Origin of the sequence: Caballeronia sp. LP006 (assembly GCF_031450995.1) — a bacterium.
Lineage (GTDB): Bacteria > Pseudomonadota > Gammaproteobacteria > Burkholderiales > Burkholderiaceae > Caballeronia.
In genome coordinates, this window is record NZ_JARTVW010000004.1 from 1,084,996 (window position 1) to 1,102,206 (window position 17,211).

The 17,211-nt window shown below is 62.7% G+C and carries 13 protein-coding genes; 7 read left to right on the forward strand and 6 right to left on the reverse strand.

Annotated features, from left to right (window positions below; all coding sequences use genetic code 11):
* Positions 1-95 precede the first annotated feature (95 nt).
* A complete protein-coding gene (locus P9250_RS15020) occupies positions 96-512 on the forward strand; it encodes a YciI family protein (RefSeq protein ID WP_244829069.1) in 417 nt (138 codons plus the stop codon).
* Positions 513-541: 29 nt separating this feature from the next.
* On the opposite strand, the gene P9250_RS15025 is transcribed toward P9250_RS15020, so the two are convergent.
* The gene (locus tag P9250_RS15025) at positions 542-976 is read right to left on the reverse strand and encodes a MarR family winged helix-turn-helix transcriptional regulator (RefSeq protein WP_310393777.1); all 435 of its coding nucleotides are present in this window, start codon (positions 974-976) and stop codon (positions 542-544) included.
* 350 nt (positions 977-1,326) lie between these two features.
* Here P9250_RS15025 and P9250_RS15030 point away from each other — a divergent pair, with 350 nt between their 5' ends.
* Positions 1,327-2,472, forward strand: a complete 1,146-nt coding sequence (locus P9250_RS15030; RefSeq protein WP_244829067.1) for a branched-chain amino acid ABC transporter substrate-binding protein — start codon at positions 1,327-1,329, stop codon at positions 2,470-2,472.
* Positions 2,473-2,485: 13 nt separating this feature from the next.
* Here P9250_RS15030 and P9250_RS15035 read toward each other — a convergent pair whose 3' ends face one another.
* Positions 2,486-3,415 carry a LysR substrate-binding domain-containing protein gene (locus P9250_RS15035; protein WP_309850176.1) on the reverse strand — a complete coding sequence of 310 codons (930 nt, stop codon included), beginning with the start codon at positions 3,413-3,415 and terminating at the stop codon, positions 2,486-2,488.
* A gap of 126 nt (positions 3,416-3,541) precedes the next feature.
* Between P9250_RS15035 and P9250_RS15040 the strand changes: the two genes are divergently transcribed.
* From P9250_RS15040 to P9250_RS15050, 3 genes are all read left to right on the forward strand, one after another.
* Entirely contained in the window at positions 3,542-4,696 is a 1,155-nt protein-coding gene (locus P9250_RS15040; protein ID WP_250493063.1) for a methionine aminotransferase, read from the forward strand.
* 21 nt (positions 4,697-4,717) lie between these two features.
* The gene (locus P9250_RS15045) at positions 4,718-5,500 is read left to right on the forward strand and encodes an ABC transporter substrate-binding protein (protein ID WP_244829064.1); all 783 of its coding nucleotides are present in this window, start codon (positions 4,718-4,720) and stop codon (positions 5,498-5,500) included.
* Between the two features lie 106 nt (positions 5,501-5,606).
* A complete protein-coding gene (locus P9250_RS15050; protein WP_244829063.1) occupies positions 5,607-7,190 on the forward strand; it encodes a DHA2 family efflux MFS transporter permease subunit in 1,584 nt (527 codons plus the stop codon).
* A 40-nt stretch (positions 7,191-7,230) separates the two neighbouring features.
* Here the strand turns inward: P9250_RS15050 and P9250_RS15055 are convergent, their stop codons facing one another.
* The 3 genes from P9250_RS15055 to P9250_RS15065 form a co-directional block, all read right to left on the reverse strand.
* Complete coding sequence (locus P9250_RS15055) at positions 7,231-8,154, reverse strand: restriction endonuclease (RefSeq protein WP_310393779.1); 924 nt, start codon at positions 8,152-8,154, stop codon at positions 7,231-7,233.
* Positions 8,155-8,272: 118 nt separating this feature from the next.
* Complete coding sequence (locus tag P9250_RS15060; RefSeq protein ID WP_310393781.1) at positions 8,273-11,977, reverse strand: DUF748 domain-containing protein; 3,705 nt, start codon at positions 11,975-11,977, stop codon at positions 8,273-8,275.
* Between the two features lie 97 nt (positions 11,978-12,074).
* Complete coding sequence (locus P9250_RS15065) at positions 12,075-13,538, reverse strand: DUF1214 domain-containing protein (protein WP_310393783.1); 1,464 nt, start codon at positions 13,536-13,538, stop codon at positions 12,075-12,077.
* Between the two features lie 249 nt (positions 13,539-13,787).
* On the opposite strand from P9250_RS15065, the gene P9250_RS15070 reads away from it, so the two are divergent.
* Positions 13,788-14,435: an FMN-binding negative transcriptional regulator gene (locus tag P9250_RS15070; protein WP_310393785.1), complete on the forward strand. Its 648-nt coding sequence runs from the start codon at positions 13,788-13,790 to the stop codon at positions 14,433-14,435.
* Positions 14,436-14,598: 163 nt separating this feature from the next.
* Complete coding sequence (locus tag P9250_RS15075; RefSeq protein WP_409014903.1) at positions 14,599-16,773, forward strand: heavy metal translocating P-type ATPase; 2,175 nt, start codon at positions 14,599-14,601, stop codon at positions 16,771-16,773.
* Here the strand turns inward: P9250_RS15075 and P9250_RS15080 are convergent.
* Positions 16,713-17,201: a thioesterase family protein gene (locus P9250_RS15080; protein WP_250526510.1), complete on the reverse strand. Its 489-nt coding sequence runs from the start codon at positions 17,199-17,201 to the stop codon at positions 16,713-16,715. The two genes, P9250_RS15075 and P9250_RS15080, sit on opposite strands and share 61 nt — an antisense overlap.
* Positions 17,202-17,211: the final 10 nt, after the last annotated feature.

Genomic DNA, 17,211 nt, shown 5'->3' on the forward strand with positions numbered 1-17,211 from the left:
GCTTAAGGCGCGCGTCTGTCGATTTGCTTGCGGCTGGCTCGTCGTATGGTGTGAGCGGGGAAATGCCACGCTTGCAACTTATCGAGGAGCATTCCATGCGTTTCATGATGCTGATGATCCCGCGCGGCTACGAAAGCGCGCAACCGGGCACGCTGCCCTCCGCCGAAGCCGTCGCCTCAATGATGAAGTACAACGAAGAACTGCAGAAGGCAGGCGTGTTGCTCGCGCTCGACGGACTGCATCCCCCTTCGATGGGCGCGCGCGTTTCGTTCGAAGGCGGCAAGCCGCGCGTCGTCGACGGCCCTTTCGCCGAAGCCAAGGAAGTGCTAGGCGGTTACTGGATGCTGCAGGTCAAATCGCGCGAAGAGGCGATCGAATGGGCGAAGCGTTGTCCCGCTTCGGACAACGAGGTGATCGAAGTGCGGCAAGTCATGGAGTTCGGCGACTTTCCGCCCGACGTGCAGGAAGCGGCGGCGGGCTTCGATGAAGCGCACAACAAGCCGCGCTCTTGAGCCAGACGCGGAGCATTCGTGCTTTCGCCTCAAGCCGACGCGGTCAGTTCGAATAGCGATTGACGCAAGGCCTTCGCGCGCTTCTCTCCGAACTTCGCTTCGAACTCGGCCTGCGCGATGCGCCATTGCTCGACCGCTTTCTTGAGCGTCTCCCTGCCTTGCGACGTCAGCCGCAGCCCGACTGCACGCGAACTCGCCGCCTGCTGCTCCGCTTCGACGATGCCATCGCGTTGCAAAGGCTTGAGCGCGCGAACGAGCGTGGTGCGGTCCATGACCATGGCGTCGGCGAGATCCGCCATCGACACATCGGGCCGGCGCGCGATAGCCAACATGAGCGTGTATTGCGCGGCCGTGATGCCGGCCACGTTCAGATGCCGCTCGTACAACTGCGAGACATAGCGCGCGGCCTGGCGGATTGCGAAGCAGTTGCAATCGAAGAGAGAAGAGTTCGGATTCGTAGCCATGCCGTTTAGCATATTTGTGCATATGCACTCTGTCAAGGGCCGCGTTTTCATCGACGCGACAGGAGGCTCTCGGGACGCGGCGCGAATCGTCGTGGCGCGACTTGCTTCAAATCCGGCAGTGCCGCATCCCGCTTGGGTATTCGGTCCGCCGACGCTATGCCGAAATCCGCATCCGTCACGCGACTTAACAACAAGACGCGGCGAATTTGGCTCCCTAAATTGCGCATGTCCCGCCTCGTTCACCGTGCGCCGGATGCGCGCGAGGGGAAAGCCCTTCTTGCCGGCGCACTTGTGGCGATGTCCCATTCGATAGTCGAAACAGTCAGTCAGACCAACAAGGAGAGGAAACCATGCGTATCCACACGAGCCTCAAGCTAGTCTGCGCCGCCGTCGCGCTTGCCGCGCTGCCGTTCGCCGCGGCCGCCGAGGACATGACGGTGAAAGTCGGCTTTGCCGCGCCGCTCACCGGCGCAAACGCGGGCTACGGCAAAGATCTCCAGAACGGCGTGCAACTCGCGCTCGATGAAGCGAACGCCAAAAAGATCAGCATCGGCGGCAAGACGGCGAAGTTTGAAATCGCGGCGGAAGACGATCAGGCCGACCCGCGCATCGGCGTGCAGGCCGCGCAGAAGCTCGTGGATGACGGCGTGGCCGTGGTCGTCGGACACTTCAACTCGGGCACGACGCTGCCTGCATCGCCGATCTACAACACCGCCGGCATTCCGCTGATCGATCCCGCGGCGACTAACCCGACCATTACCACGCGTGGCCTGGAAAACGTCTTCACGGTCATTTCGAGCGATGCGCAGAACGCGGGCAACGCCGGCGCCTACGCGGTGACGACGACGAAGGCGAAGAAGATCGGCATCATCGACGACCGCACGGCCTTCGGTCAGGGCGAAGCCGACGAGTTCGAGAAAGCGGTGAAAGCGAAAGGCGGCACGATCGTCGCGCGCGAATTCAGCGACAACCAGACGGTCGACTTCAGCGCGCAGCTCACGCGTCTGAAGGCGGCCAACGCCGATCTGATTTTCTTCGGCGGATTGGATCGGCAAGCGGCAGCCGTGGTCAAGCGCATGAAGCAGCTCGGCATGACCGCGCAGTTCGTGGGCGGCGGCGGCGTGATGGATGCCGACTTCCTCAAGCTCGCCGGCGACGCGGCCGAAGGCGCGCAGGCGTGGGAATACGGCAGCCCGCTCGACAAGCTGCCGCAAGGCAAGGCGTTCAGCGACAAGTTCCAGAAACGCTTCGGGGTGGCGATTCTCTCGTATGCACCGTTCGGCTACGACGCCGCGTGGGCCGCGATCAACGCAATGGAGAAGGCCGGTTCCGCCGATCCCAAGGTGTATCGGCCGGCGTTGAAGAAGATCTCCTTCGATGGCATCACCGGCCCGATCGCATTCGATGACAACGGCGCGTTGAAGAACGCGTCATCGACGCTCTATCAGGTGAAGAACGGCCAGTGGGACACCGTGGTGACGAAGCACGGCATGTAAGCGTTGCACGTGCTCAGGCTTGAACGGCGTTCGTGTAAGCCTGGAGCGTCTCACGCGTCTGTGCCGCCTCCCCTTCCAGCCATTTCGCGAACTGCTGCAAGGTCGGCGACGGCGCGGGCCGCTCGGGGTAAACGAGGTAGTACGCCGCGCCGCTCGGCACACACAGCGAAAACGGCGCGATCACGCGTTTCGCGCGCAAGTCGTCCTCGATCAGCGACAAGTCGCCGATGGTTACGCCGAGACCCTGCATCGCCGATGTGATGGCGAGATCGAGCGTGTCGAAATGCTGCGCCTTCATCGAAGGAAGGCCGGCGTAACCGTAAGCGCCGAGCCACAAGAGCCAGTCGCGCCGGTCGCGTGTGGGATGCAAAAGCGTCTTGCCGGCCAGATCGTCGGGCGTCGGCGCGCGGTCCCGCCGAACCTTGAACTGCTCGGGCGCACAGACGGGCGTCAACACTTCATCGAACAGATGGTGCGAGCTGACACCCTTCTGCGCTGGCGCCGGCGCGCCAAACACGATGGCTGCATCGAACTGTTCGGCGTTGAACTCGACACTGTGCGACACGGCTGCTGTCACTTCGATCACCAGTTCCGGACGCTCGTTCTGCAGACGAATGACACGCGGCAAGACCCAGCGCATGGCGCAGGTCGGACACTTCAGACGCAGTGTTCCGGACTGTGCGCCACCTTTCGCGAGCGCATCGGCGATCTGTTCGAAAGCCTGCTGCAACGGCGCAATGAGCAACGCGCCATGATGCGTGAGCGCGAGGCCGCGCGCCTGCCGCACGAAGAGCGCATAGCCGAGATGCGCCTCCAGTCCGGCAATCTGGCGGCTCACCGCGCCTTGCGTCACGTTCAACACATCGGCGGCGCGCGTGAAATTGAGCTTGCGCGCGACCACGAGGAAGGTCTTCAGCACGTCCAGGGATGGCAAGGGTTTCATGTGGTCGTTCGCGGGTTTGTCTACGTAGCCATGAATTCGAAGCATGGCTAGTATGACAAAGTTTCGATTGTTCCGGGTTTATTGCCGCGGTTCAATCGACGGACTGCAATACCGGAGACATTTGCCGTGCAAAGCGCCTGCATCCCCGAGTCGAAGCTGCCGAGCGTCGGCACGACTATTTTCACCGTGATCGGCCAGCTTGCCGACGAACATCACGCGCTCAATCTTTCTCAAGGCGCGCCGAACTTCGCATGCGATCCGCGCCTGATCGAAGGCGTCGAGCGAGCCATGCGAGCAGGACATAACCAATATTCGCCGATGTCGGGCGTGCTGGCGCTGCGTGAAGCCATCGCCGACAAGACGCACAAGCTGTATGGCGCGCAGTACGATCCGGGCACGGAAGTGACGGTCGTGGCGAGCGCGAGCGAGGGGCTTTACGCGACCATCAGCGCGCTCGTGCATCCCGGCGACGAGGTAATTTACTTCGAGCCGTCGTTCGACAGTTACGCGCCGATCGTGCAGCTTCAGGGTGCGACGCCTATCGCCATCCAGCTATCGGCGGAGAATTTTCAGATCGACTGGGACGAAGTCGCGGCGGCCATCACGCCGAAAACGCGCATGATCCTCGTCAACACGCCGCACAATCCGACCGGCAGCGCCTTCGCCGATGAAGACATCGCGCGTCTCACGGCGCTCACGCGCGACACGAAGATCATCGTGCTGTCGGACGAAGTCTACGAGCACGTAGTGTTCGACGGCGCGCCGCATCACGGCATGGCGCGCTACCCGGAACTGGCTGAGCGCAGCGTGATCGTGTCGTCGTTCGGCAAGTCGTATCACGTGACGGGCTGGCGCGTCGGCTACTGTCTCGCGCCCGCCGCGTTGACTGCCGAGATCCGCAAGATTCACCAGTTCATGACGTTTTCCGCCGATACGCCGATGCAAATGGCTTTCGCCGAAGCGCTCGCCGACGAATCGAGCTATCTCAACCTCGGACCGTTCTATCAGCACAAGCGCGATTTGCTGGCGACATCGCTCGCGGGATCGCGCTTCGAGTTGCTGCCGAGCGCGGGCAGTTTCTTCATGCTCGCACGCTACGGCGCGATTTCGGATGAAAGCGACAGCGACTTCGTGCTGCGCCTGATTCGCGAGGCGCGCGTGGCGACCATTCCGTTGTCCGCGTTTTATACCGACGGCACCGACAACCGCGTGATCCGGCTTTCGTTCGCGAAGGACGACGACACGCTGATCGAAGGCGCGCGCCGCCTTTGCTCCATCTAAAAACATTCGAGACACGACACGATGAAGATCAAATACGCCGCCACCGCCCTATTCCTTGCCTGCTCGTTCGCGAGCGGCGCGGCGTTCGCCGCCGATACCTTGCGTTTCGGGCTCGAAGCGCAGTATCCGCCGTTCGAGTCGAAGGCGTCGACGGGCGAACTGCAAGGACTCGATATCGATGTCGGCAACGCCGTGTGCGTGGCGGCGCAGATGAGCTGCAAGTGGGTCGAGACCTCTTTCGACGGGTTGATTCCCGCGCTGCAGGGCCGCAAGTTCGACGCCATCAATTCGGCGATGAACGCGACCGACCAGCGCCGTCAGGCCATCGACTTCACGACGGTGGTGTATCGCGTGCCGACGCAACTCATCGCGAAAACGGGCAGTGGACTCGAACCGACGCCCGCGTCGCTAAAGGGCAAGAGCGTGGGCGTGTTGCAGGGTTCGATCCAGGAGACCTTTGCCAAGGCGCATTGGGAAAACGAAGGCGTGAAGGTCGTGCCGTATCAGGATCAGAACCAGGTCTACACGGACCTCAAGTCCGGCCGCCTCGATGCCACGCTGGTGCTCGCGCCTGCGGGACAAACCGGCTTTCTGTCGAAGCCCGACGGCAACGGCTTTGCGTTCGTCGGCGCGCCGGTGCGGGACGACAAGATTCTCGGCAGCGGCATTGCGTACGGCGTGCGCAAGGGCGACGATGCGCTGAAGAGCAAACTCAACGCGGCCATCGCGAAGGTGAAGGCCGACGGCACGATCGACAAGTTCGCGAAGAAGTATTTGGGGGAAATCGATATTTCGGCGAAGTGAGGGATGAGCGGGCGTTCAGCAACTTTCCCACGGCACAGGCACACTGGCGGCTTGATTCACCACCCGCGGCGAGTTGAAGCGCCGCGGCGCCCTCACAGGAAAAGCATTGAGCACGCCGCCTCGAACGAACCCCGCCGCCCCTGGACAACCGGCCGCGCCCGCACCACTGCAAGGCGGGCAACTGGTGCTCGCCACTTTCGCCGTGGCGCTCGCTACGTTCATGAACGTGTTGGATTCGTCGATCGCCAACGTCGCGATTCCGACCATCTCCGGCAATCTCGGCGTCTCGGTCAACGAAGGCACCTGGGTCATTACGGTGTTCGCCGCGTCGAACGCGGTTTCCATTCCGCTGACCGGCTGGCTCACGCAGCGACTCGGGCAAATTCATCTGTTCGTCGGCGCGATCCTCATGTTCGTGCTCTCCTCGTGGTTGTGCGGTCTTGCGCCCAATTTGCCTGTGCTGCTTTTCGCGCGCGTCTTGCAGGGCGCGGTGGCCGGGCCGCTGATTCCGCTCTCGCAAGCCATTCTGCTCGGCTCGTATCCGAAAGAGAAATCGTCGATGGCGCTCTCGCTCTGGGCGATGACCGCGACCGTCGGCCCGATCGCCGGTCCCGCGCTCGGCGGCTGGATCACGGATAGTTATTCTTGGTCGTGGATCTTCTATATCAACATCCCGGTCGGCATTTTCGCGGCGGGCGTGACGTGGATCATCTACCGCAACCGCGAGTCGCCGAGCCGCAAGGCGCCTATCGATATCGTCGGGCTCGGGCTGCTGATCGCGTGGGTCGCGTCCTTGCAGATCATGCTCGACAAGGGACGCGATCTCGACTGGTTCCAGTCGCCGGTCATCGTCATTCTCGCGATAACGGCAGCCATTTCATTCGCGTTTTTCGTCGTGTGGGAACTGACGGCGGAGAATCCGGTCGTCGATTTGCGGCTCTTCGCGGGACGCAATTTCTTCGGCGGCACGGTGGCCATTTCGGTCGCTTATGGCGTGTTTTTCGGCAATCTCGTGTTGTTGCCGCAATGGATGCAGCAGTATCTGAACTACCGTTCCGTCGACGCGGGTCTCGTCACCGCGCCGCTCGGCATCTTCGCCGTAATTCTCGCGCCGGTAATGGGCAAGGTGCTGCCGCGCAGCGACGCACGCGTGATCGCGACCATGGCGTTCGTCGGCTTTGCGTTCGTATTCTGGCTGCGCTCGAAGTATGTGATCGAGATCGATACCTGGCATCTCGTGCTGCCGACGCTCCTGCAGGGCATTCCGATGGCGATGTTCTTCGTGCCGCTCACGGCCATCGTGCTGTCGGGCTTGCCGCCATCGAAAATACCGGCGGCGGCAGGCTTGTCGAATTTCGCGCGGGTGTTTTGCGGCGCGGTGGGGACATCGCTTGCGGGCAACGAGTGGGATCATCGGATCGCGCTGCATCACGAGCGGCTGACGGAGCAGGCGAATATTTATAACCCGGCGTTCTTGCAGTCGCTCGGGATGTCGCAATCGACGCTGAATATCGGTGAAGCCCAGGCGCGTGGGATGTTCAACTTCACCGTCAACACTCAAGCCGCGATGATGGGGCTCAACGATATCTTCCTCATTTCAGCGGTCATCTTCATTCTGATCATTCCGCTGATTTGGATTACGAAGGTGGCGAAGGGTGGCGGCGGTGGGGCGGCGGCGGGGGCGCATTGAGATTTTTCGCGTGCCGTTACTAATGGACGGCACGCGGTACTCAACTTTGCGGCGTCAAAAAGTAAATGGGCGTCAGCGGCATACGGGCGCGCGCCTTATCATCAAGCTTGCTGTAAAACTGAATCCATAATTCGATCAATCGTTCGGAGTCGATCAACGTAATCTTGCGGCGCTCTTGATTTCGTGCAAAAGATTGGGCGTCGCGGGTAAAGCCGCCGGTGGAGATGAATAAGCCGACGTCGTCCTCGTTGATAATCGCAATAAAGGATTTGAGGCCGTCCGTATCTACGCGATGTGCGACGCGCTTCACTTGCACCTTAATGCGTGGTGGCCGAGTGCCAAGAGGGTCATTGTTTGCGATGATGTCAACACCATCATCTTTGCCCGGTGGCGATACCCAGCCGATGTGATAGCTCATTGCTCGCAGCAGGTCTGAAACAAGATCTTGAAAATCGTAAGGCGGCATTTTCAGAAGATGCTGCTCAATCTCGCCCCAAGCCTGCTCCTCTGCTTGCTCGTAAGTCATGCTCGCAGTTTCGGCGTCAACATCAAACGTCAAGTCGGACTGCTCGCTGAGTTTGGCCGATGCATAACTCAACCCGCTTGGATCACGCAGTTGAGCCGCTTTCCATTGGGCGTAGAGTCGATCCGATTCGCGACGAAACGCAGCGGGCTCTTTAATACGGTCATACGCGGACAAGCCCTCGTCAGTGAGAGACCAAATGCCTTTGTGCTTGGTGAGCCACCCAGCTTTTACGCAGGCGATAGTCGCAAAGCGCACCGTCTTCTCGAAGCGTCTTGCGCCGGAGTTCTCATAGAAGCTCGCTTCATGTGGAGTAAGAGTCACGCTAGAAGCGAGCGTCTTGAGTGCTTGGGCTGCGGCTAAGCCCTCCGGTTGCGCCTTCAGAATCTCAAACAGTTTCCTTAACAGTTCGCCCATGCGCTGTCGTGATGTTTCGGCCATTGCAGTTCCTGAGTAGCGCACACACACACCGGTGCAAACCTGCAATTGTCTACCTGTGTCGAAACACGACTGTTGAAATTCATTACGCGAGGCACGCCGATTCTAAAGCACGCTCACTTCAACCCTTCAACCCCAACTCCACCCGCTCCCCCGCGCCCTTATCCTTGATCCCGTCCGCGTTCAGCTTGGGCGCGACGACAAAAATCCGGCTGCTGTCGATCTTTCCGTCGAAGTACTCCTTCACCGCCTGCGCGCGGCGCTGCGCCAGATCGCGCAACGCGCCTTCATCGACCGGTGCGTTTTCAGTCAGCGCGCTCTTCATGTCCGCGTCCGGCACCGACTTCGTCAAGCCGATGAAGTTCTTCGGCTTCTTGAAATCCGCCGACTTATAAACCTTCGTCAAATACTTGTCGTAATCCGCATCCGATACCTTCACCGACTGCCAGTCCACATTCTCTCCGCCATCCGACATGTCGCGGACCTTCGCGCGTTTGATTTGGCCATCCAGCCAAGCGCTGCGTAACGCGGGTTCATCGACTTTCGGATCGACGCGCCCCGTCACATCCAGCCTGATCGACGGTTTATCCGCGAGCGCCTTCGAAATCGTCTCCAGCTTCTTCTGCGCGGCATCGTTGAGCGTTGCCGAGCCTGCGTCGAATTCGACGTAATTCAGCTCCTCGCCACTGCCGCCGAACGCATGCGCGAGCAGCGAGAACGGCGCGGTCACCGCCTTTTGCACCAGATTCAATATGGCTTGCCAGACGAGCCCGCCAATAGAAAACTCTGGATTCGAAAGCGATCCCGAAATGGGAATGTTCACGTCGATCTCGCCGCGCGAATTCTTCAACAACGACACGGCGAGCCGCACCGGCAACTTCGTCGCCGTCGAATTGTCGACGTGATCGCCGAACGTCAACTGGTCGATGAACAGGTGGTTGTTCGCCGTGAGCTTGTCGTCGCCGAGCATGTAATGCAGATCGAAGTTGAGCTTGCCCTTCGTGATCGGATAGCCCGCATACTTCGACGAATACGGCGTGAGGTTGGTGAGTTCGACGTCGTGCGCGCTCGCGGTCAAGTCGAGCGCGGGCTTTTCGATGAGCGGATTCACCTGTCCCTTGATCGAAACCGGTCCGTTCGCGGCAAGCTTGGCGGCAACATCGACGGGCGCGGGCGTCGTCGAATGCGTGCCGAATGCGCCGATGGTCCCGTTGATCGACACGAGATTCGCCGTGAAGTTGGGCTTGATGAAGTTGTCGGTGTAGGTCACACGGCCGTTCTGCAGAACGAGCTGGCCGAAGCGCATGTTCACCGGAGGACCGGAGGCAGCCGCCGTCTTGACCGGCGCACTCGCCGCGACCGGCGCGGATGCCGCCGCCGAGGCCTCGGGCTTCGACTGATCGCGCGTCACCGACTGCCGCGGGCCGTTGTCGCTTGCCACGACGCTCTTCAGGTTCAGCTTGCCTTGCGCGTCGAGCAACACGCGGCCGTAGAAGTTCGCGAAGGTCACGCGCGCCGCGTCAACGTCCGTGCCGCGCTCGCCATAATTCACCTTTACGTTGGTGAGGCCGAGCAGTTTCCAGCCGGCGAAACGGTCGGACGTCGCTTTGTCCTGCATGCGCACGTCTGTCAGCGAAACATCGCCCTTGTAGGAAGCCGCGAGCGTCTTGCCACTGCCCGACAAGCCGACATCGCCATTGGCGTTGAGGAACGCGCTTGCGATATCGACGTTGAGTTTGTCGCCGAAATACGGTTCGAAGGCGGCGGCATCGACCTGATCGCCCTTCACATGCAGCGCGAGCTTGAGCGGTGTGACCGTGACCGCGCCATTTATATCGAGCGCGCCACGCCCGTTGAGCGTGAGCTTGCCGGTAACATCGAGCGGTTTCGAGAGATCGTCGCTGAACTGCTTCACGGCTACCGACATCGGCGCAATGCGCAGCTTCACGGGCGTCGTGGGCGTCAAGTCGGTGACATTAGCCGAGGCGTTATCGAGCGCGATCTGGCCAATTTGATAGCGCCACGCCGGTCCCGCTTCCTGCGCCTTCTGAATCTTGCGCGTGGCGCTCGGCTCCGGCGCAACCTCATGCGCTCCAGCGAGCGCGGCCAGGTCGATACTGCCGTCCTTGCGGCGCGTGGCATCGAGCGAAAGTCCCTTCAACTGCACGCTGTCGAGCGCGACCTGACGCGCGGGCACATCCACCTTGACGATCTTCGCGAGCGCGGCATCGAGCTTGATGGGCGCGGCGGCATCCGCGCCATTCGATGCATTCGGCACGAGCGTGAGCGCGTCGAGTTTCACATCGCCCGCGCCGACCTGCACGTTGGCATCCGGCTTCGACCAATCGACCGACACCGGCAGATTCGCGCCGAGCGTGCCGCTCGTCACGCGCGCCGCCAGCGAATTCGCGATATAAGGCTGCAACGGCGGCAGCGCCAATGCTTCGAGCGCCAACTTGACGTCGGCGGTCTTGGCGGCGAGCGCGACGTTGCCGGAAGCGCCGAGCGAACCGCCGTGACCGAACGCCGTCTTGAGCGTGTAGCGCGCGGGCGTCTTGTCGAGCGTCGAAAAACCATCGAGCGTGACGGCTAGACCTGTCAGCGTTTCCTGCACGCGCTGCTTCGTCAACTGGTCGTCGAACGCGATCTTGCCGTCGTCGATGGCAACGTGCTTGATGGCCAGATCGAGCGGCGGCGCGTCCTTCGCTTCGGGCTTCTTCACCTCGGCCATCGCGGGCGGCGGCGCGAGTTTCTGCACGTTGAGCGTGCCGGACGGATCGCGCGCGAGCCGTACATCCGGGCCCGCAAGCGTCACTTCGTCGAGATGATAGATATCGCGCAACGGCTCGGCGTTGGCAATCTTCACATGCAACGCGCGCGCGGCGACGAGCGGTGCGTTCGCTTTATCGGTGACGGCGAGATCGGCCAGATCCGCAGTGCCGTCGATACGAATGGTCGGTGCATCGCCGGCAATGGCAAAGCGCACGTTGAGGTCGGTCGTGAGCTTGCCGCTCTTCACCGCGACGGGCACGGAAGCCGGGGCGTAAGACGCCATCTGCGGCACGTCGAGCCCGTCGAGCGTGAGCGCGATCTCCGACTCGCGCGACTCCGAAAACGGCTTCGTGCGGCCCTTCACGACGAGCGGCGAGCCGTCGATGTGCGCCTGTAATAACGGCGTCACGAAAATATCGGTGGCCGAGGGCAGCGTCGCGATGAAGGGGATACCGAGCGCGAACTGGTCGATGGTGTGCTTCGCCTTCAGGAGCCGGTCGTCGAACACGATCCGGCCGTTCTCCACGCGAATGTTCGACACGGAGAAGCGCGCCGGCTTGTCCGATGGCGGCGACGAAGGCTTCGAGAATTTCTCGATCAGATCGGAGAAATTGAAATGCTCGCCGTCGAAACGCACGATGCTGATGCGCGGCGAATCGATCTTCAGTTCATTGACGACGGGCGCGAGCCGGAAGATGGACGACCACGACGTGCGCACGACGAGCCGCGACACATCGACGAAACCGGCCGCCGCGCCGGGCGCTTTCGCGAGATTCGCGGGCGCTTCGCCGATATGCACGTCATCGGCTTCGAAATCGAGCGAATAGGGATTGAGCCAAATGCGCCGGATGGTCACCGGCCGGTCGAGTTGCTTGCCAAGCTGTTGCTCGGCGATATGACGAATGACCGGCGGCGCGACGAAGAAGCCGAGAAGGCCGATGACCACCATGAAGACGATCAGGCCAATCGCGAATTTCCGCGTACGCCGTGCATGCACGACGCCGCGCAGGGTTTGCCCGGCCGAGGCCAGTGAAGACTTGGTGACGCTTGCCATTCGATGCGCGCTGCGACGCGCGGCGGCGCATCGCCCTGTCAGGTAGAGGATGCTTCGAGTATACGACGAGGCATCGCGCAAACGTTCATCAAATGCTTCACTGCCGTTCGACGGCCGGCGGCGTCCACGTGCCGTCGCTTGCCTGCGGTTTGGGCGCGTAGAGGCGCATCGTCAGCTGAAAGTCGCCGTCGGGCGCGGGCAGCCAGTTCGATGCGCGCGCACGCGGCGGTGCTTCGGCCGATACGGTGACATCGACCGAACCGTCGCGGTTTTTCTTGAGGCGGTCGCGGTCGCTTAGCGACAGACGCGGCAGCTTGCCGTTGGCGAACGCGCCATCTTTCGTGTAGGCCGCGAGCGTCCAGAAACCGCGCACCGGCGGCAACTGGTTCGGCGCGAAGTGCAGCACGTAGGTGTTCGCGCCGTTGAGCGGATGGCCGTCGCTGTCCACGCGCGCAACCGGCTTCGCTTCGCCCGCCTTCGTCCCCGAAAACGGCTGATGGCGCGCGAGATAAGCCCGCAGAATGTAATCCGTGCCGTAGTTGCCGACGTCGTCGCCGAACCACGTCCAGCCGTTCTTCGTGATCGCGTTCGATGGCGCCGTCGCGAGATGCGCGCGGCCATCCGCGACACCGGACGCCAGAAGCGGCGCGTCGGCCTTCTTGAACTGCACCGGTTCGCCCGGCTTCACGCCGAGATCGGCGAGGCGGGACATCGCGGGCGCATCGTCGGCGGCGGGCGGATTGTCGTCGAGCGAGCGGGCAAGGCGCGCGAAAAACGCGTTGGCATCGAGCGCTTCGGCCTGCGCGCCGGGCGATGCCGTCGGCGCCGCGCTCGGCAAAGGCGGCACGCTAGGCGTCTGGCCCGTGGCATTGCCCGGCCACGCGCCCGTCACGGTCGAAGTAGGATCGGCGAGCGAGCCCTTGGTGGGCGTAAGCGTATCGATGCGCATCGACGTCTGCAGCTTTCTGACTTCGCGCACGTCGCGCATGCCGTTCACCCGCACGCGCACCGAAAGCCAGACGTAGCGCGTGCGCGTTTCGACGCGCGTTGCACCGGCGGGCAACGTGCCCGTAAAGCCGGCGGGCACGAAGGCGATGAGCTGCGCCTTCGGAAACGGCGTCGTGTCGGCGCTCGAATACAGCGCGTTGCTCCATGCATCGAACGCGCGGGTATCGAGATAGCGTGCGCGCGGCGCGGCGGGCACGGTCACGATCACGGGATCGGCGGAGACATCGAGCCATGCGGAGGAATCGAGTGTATCGACGCTCGGCCAGCCGGTCGCGCCCGCGGGCGGCAACGCGATGGCGTGGCGGAACGTGTTGAGCGGCGCCTGACCCGGCCGCGCCGCCCCGCTTGCACGTTCCCGCGCGATGTCCGACGCGACGAGCGGAAAGCCGAACGTGTAGGCATCGACGACCTGGTTTTTCACCCAGCCGCCCGTATTTGCCGCCTCGGACGTCGCGGTTCCCGCGCAGCCGGCGAGCAAGGCCGCGGCAGAAAGGCTCGTGCTGACCCATAAAGCGGCGTTGAGCGGAAACGTCCAGCGTCGGTGCTTATTCATTCGAATGGAAATCCGGTTTTATTTCGATGGGTTCGCAGACGAGCAGCCCGCCGCCGTCCTGATCCCCGAGGTAGCGCGCCGAAAATTCGATCTCGAAATTGGGGTTTTAACGTATCCGCTGATGATAGGCAAGACAACACGCATAAAAGGCGCTACTCGTCGCGCAAATACGTCTGACCACTCGTCGAGACTCGCTTCACGGCATCGCGTAACATGAATGTTTTGGAACCTTTCGAACGAGTCCGACGCATGTATATTCCCGCCCATTTCGAGGAAAACCGCCCGGAAGCCCTGCGCGCGCTGATTGCCGCGCATCCTTTTGGCGCATTGGTCACGCATGGCCCGAATGGGCTGGACGCCAATCACATTCCTTTCGAACTCGATCCCGCAATCGGCGAACACGGCACCTTGCGCGCGCACGTGGCGCGTGCAAATCCCGTGTGGCGCGAAGTCGGGTCGCGCGAGGACGTGCTGGTGATCTTTCAGGGCGCGGAAGGCTATATCTCGCCGACGTTCTATCCGAGCAAGCAGGAAACCCACCGTCAAGTGCCGACGTGGAATTACCTCGTCGTGCATGCGCATGGCCGAATCACCGTGCGTGACGACGAAGCCTACGTGCGCGGCGTCGTCGCGAAACTCACGCGCAAGATGGAAGCGGGCGAAGCAATGCCGTGGAAAATGGGCGACGCTCCGCGCGATTTCATCGATCAATTGCTGGGCGCGATCGTCGGCATCGAAATCGAGGTGACGCGGCTGGTCGGCAAGGCAAAGCTTTCGCAGAACAAGGCTGAAGCAGACCGCATCGGCGCGGTCGAGGGCTTGCGTCAGCGCGGCGGCGAGGAAGCCGGCGCGCTCGCCGACGCCATGTTCGGCTCGATCGAACCGCCTCGCGACTGAAATGCGCTCTTGACCTTCCAATCGTTGGAAGGTCGATACTGGCTTCATGCGTGGCCAGAAGGAGCGTTTCATCATGTCATCGGCACCAGTCAATCAAACCAGAACCGCGGTATTCGCCGTGAGCGGCATGACGTGCGCGTCGTGCGTCGCGCGCGTCGAGAAAATGCTCGGACGCGTGCCGGGCGTGGAATCGGTCGCCGTGAATCTCGCGACCGAAAAAGCCACCGTCCATACGAACGATGCCGTCACCGACCAACAACTGGTCGCGGCCATTACGAAAGCCGGTTATGAAGCGGCGAAGGTCGAGCCCGACGCGCCGCGTGTCGATGCGAAAACGCCGCAGGCGCTCGATGCCGAACTCGTCGCAGTGGTCGCGAGCGCGCTCGTCACGCTGCCCTTGCTTGCGCCGATGTTCGGCGCAGCGCTCTCGCCGTGGCTGCAACTGGCGCTCGCGAGCATCGTCCAGTTTGGCTTCGGCGCGCGTTTCTACGTCGGCGGTTATCGCGCGCTGCGGGCGTTCGCGGGCAACATGGATTTGCTCGTGGCGCTGGGGACATCGGCGGCGTGGGCGCTGAGTGTCTATCAGATGTTCGCGCACGGCGGCATGCCGATGCATCTGTTCTTCGAGGCATCGGCGGTCGTCATCACGCTGGTGCGCTTTGGCAAATGGCTGGAGACGCGCGCCAAACGCCAGACCACCGACGCCATCCGCGCCCTGAACGCGCTGCGTCCGACGACGGCGCGCGTGCGCGATCGCGCCAATCCTTCGCATGAAAGCGAGATTGCGCTCGCCGATGTGCGCGTGGGCGACATCGCCATCGTGCGGCCGGGCGAGCGCGTGCCGGTGGATGGCATCGTGCGCGAGGGACGCACGCATGTCGACGAATCGCTGATCACGGGCGAGAGTCTGCCGGTTGCGAAAGAGCCGGGCGCGCGCGCGACGGGCGGATCGATCAACGGCGAAGGCGTGATCGCGATCGAAACGACGGCCATTGGCGCGGAAACGACGCTCGCGCGGATCATCCGGCTGGTCGAATCGGCGCAAGCGGAAAAAGCGCCGATCCAGCGCCTGGTCGATCGCGTGTCCGCCGTTTTCGTGCCGGCAATTTTGGTAATTGCGCTCATCACGCTGGCGGGCTGGCTTCTGCATGGCGCGGATGCCGAGACCGCCTGGCTCAACGCGGTCGCCGTGCTCGTGATCGCCTGCCCGTGCGCGCTCGGCCTCGCCACGCCGACCGCCATCATGGCCGGCACGGGCGTCGCGGCGCGTCACGGCATCCTGATCAAGGACGCGGAGGCGTTGGAACAGGCGCATGCCATTAGCGTCGTTGCGTTCGATAAGACCGGCACGCTGACGGCCGGCCAACCGAGTCTCGTCGCGTTCGAAGCCGCGCCGGGATTCGAGCGCGCGGAAGCACTCGCGCTGGCGGCGGCGGTGCAAAGAATGAGCGAGCATCCATTGGCGAAAGCGGTAGTCGGTTTCGCCGATAGCACGCCGGACATTGCGCGATACGAGGCGACGTCGGCGAAAGCAATTGCCGGACGCGGCGCGGAGGCTTTCATCGGCGCGCGCAACGTGGCGATAGGCAGTGCGCGCTGGGTCGAGGAATTGCATGCGGCCGTGCCCGAAGCGCTTGCCGTCGAGGCGCGCAACCTCGAAGCGCAGGGCAACACGGTGTCATGGCTCTTGGACCGCGCTGACGGCAAGGCGACCGTCCTCGCCCTGCTCGCGTTCGGCGACACGATCAAGCCGACGGCGCGGGCCGCCATCGAAAGACTCGCGCAACTGGGCGTGAAGGCCGCGCTCGTTACGGGCGATAACGCGGGTAGCGCGCAGGCGGTTGCGCGCGCGCTGGGCATTCCGTCGGCGCTGGTTTTCTCGCAGACCTTGCCCGCGGACAAGGCGCGCGTGATCGCGGAATTGAAGGCATCGAACCACGGCATCGTGGCGATGGCGGGCGACGGCATCAACGACGCGCCCGCGCTTGCCGCCGCCGATGTCGGCATCGCGATGGGCAGCGGCACGGACGTGGCGATCGAAGCGGCGGGCATCACGCTCATGCGTGGCGACCCGGCGCTCGTGGCGGATGCCATCGACATTTCGCGCCGGACGTATCGCAAGATTCAGCAGAATCTTTTCTGGGCGTTTGTGTACAACCTGATCGGCATTCCGCTTGCCGCATTCGGCATGCTTGACCCAATGTTCGCCGGCGCGGCGATGGCGTTTTCGAGCGTGAGCGTGGTGGCGAACGCGTTGTTGTTGCGGCGCTGGCGTGCTCAGGCGGGAACCGAGGTGCCAGCGGAACGCGCGGGCAAACCAATCACCCGCCCCGCATAACGCGCATCGCACGCGGCAATCACCGCGTGCATATCGATACTTCGCGCCACGTCTTCATCGAACGAAGCCGACTTCGGCGCGCCGCTCGAATCGATGTGCATCATCATCTGCTCGCACGCCGATACCGGCTCCGCCTCGTCCGCTTCGAACATCTCCAGATAAAGATGCACGCGCTTCTTGTCGCGCGCGACGACCCACGCGTCCACTCGCACCGCCGCGCCTTCCTTGATCTCGCGCAGATAGCTCACATGGGCTTCGAGCGTGTAGAGCGTGCGCTGCCGCGCGCGCCTGCCCGCGTCGTCCAGACCGATGCCGTCCATGAACGCATCGGTCGCGAGGCTAAAGATCAGCATGTAGTACGCGTCACGCAGATGGCCGTTGTAATCGACCCATTCGGCCTTCACGGTGTCGCGATAAATCGTGCTCATGAATCTCGCC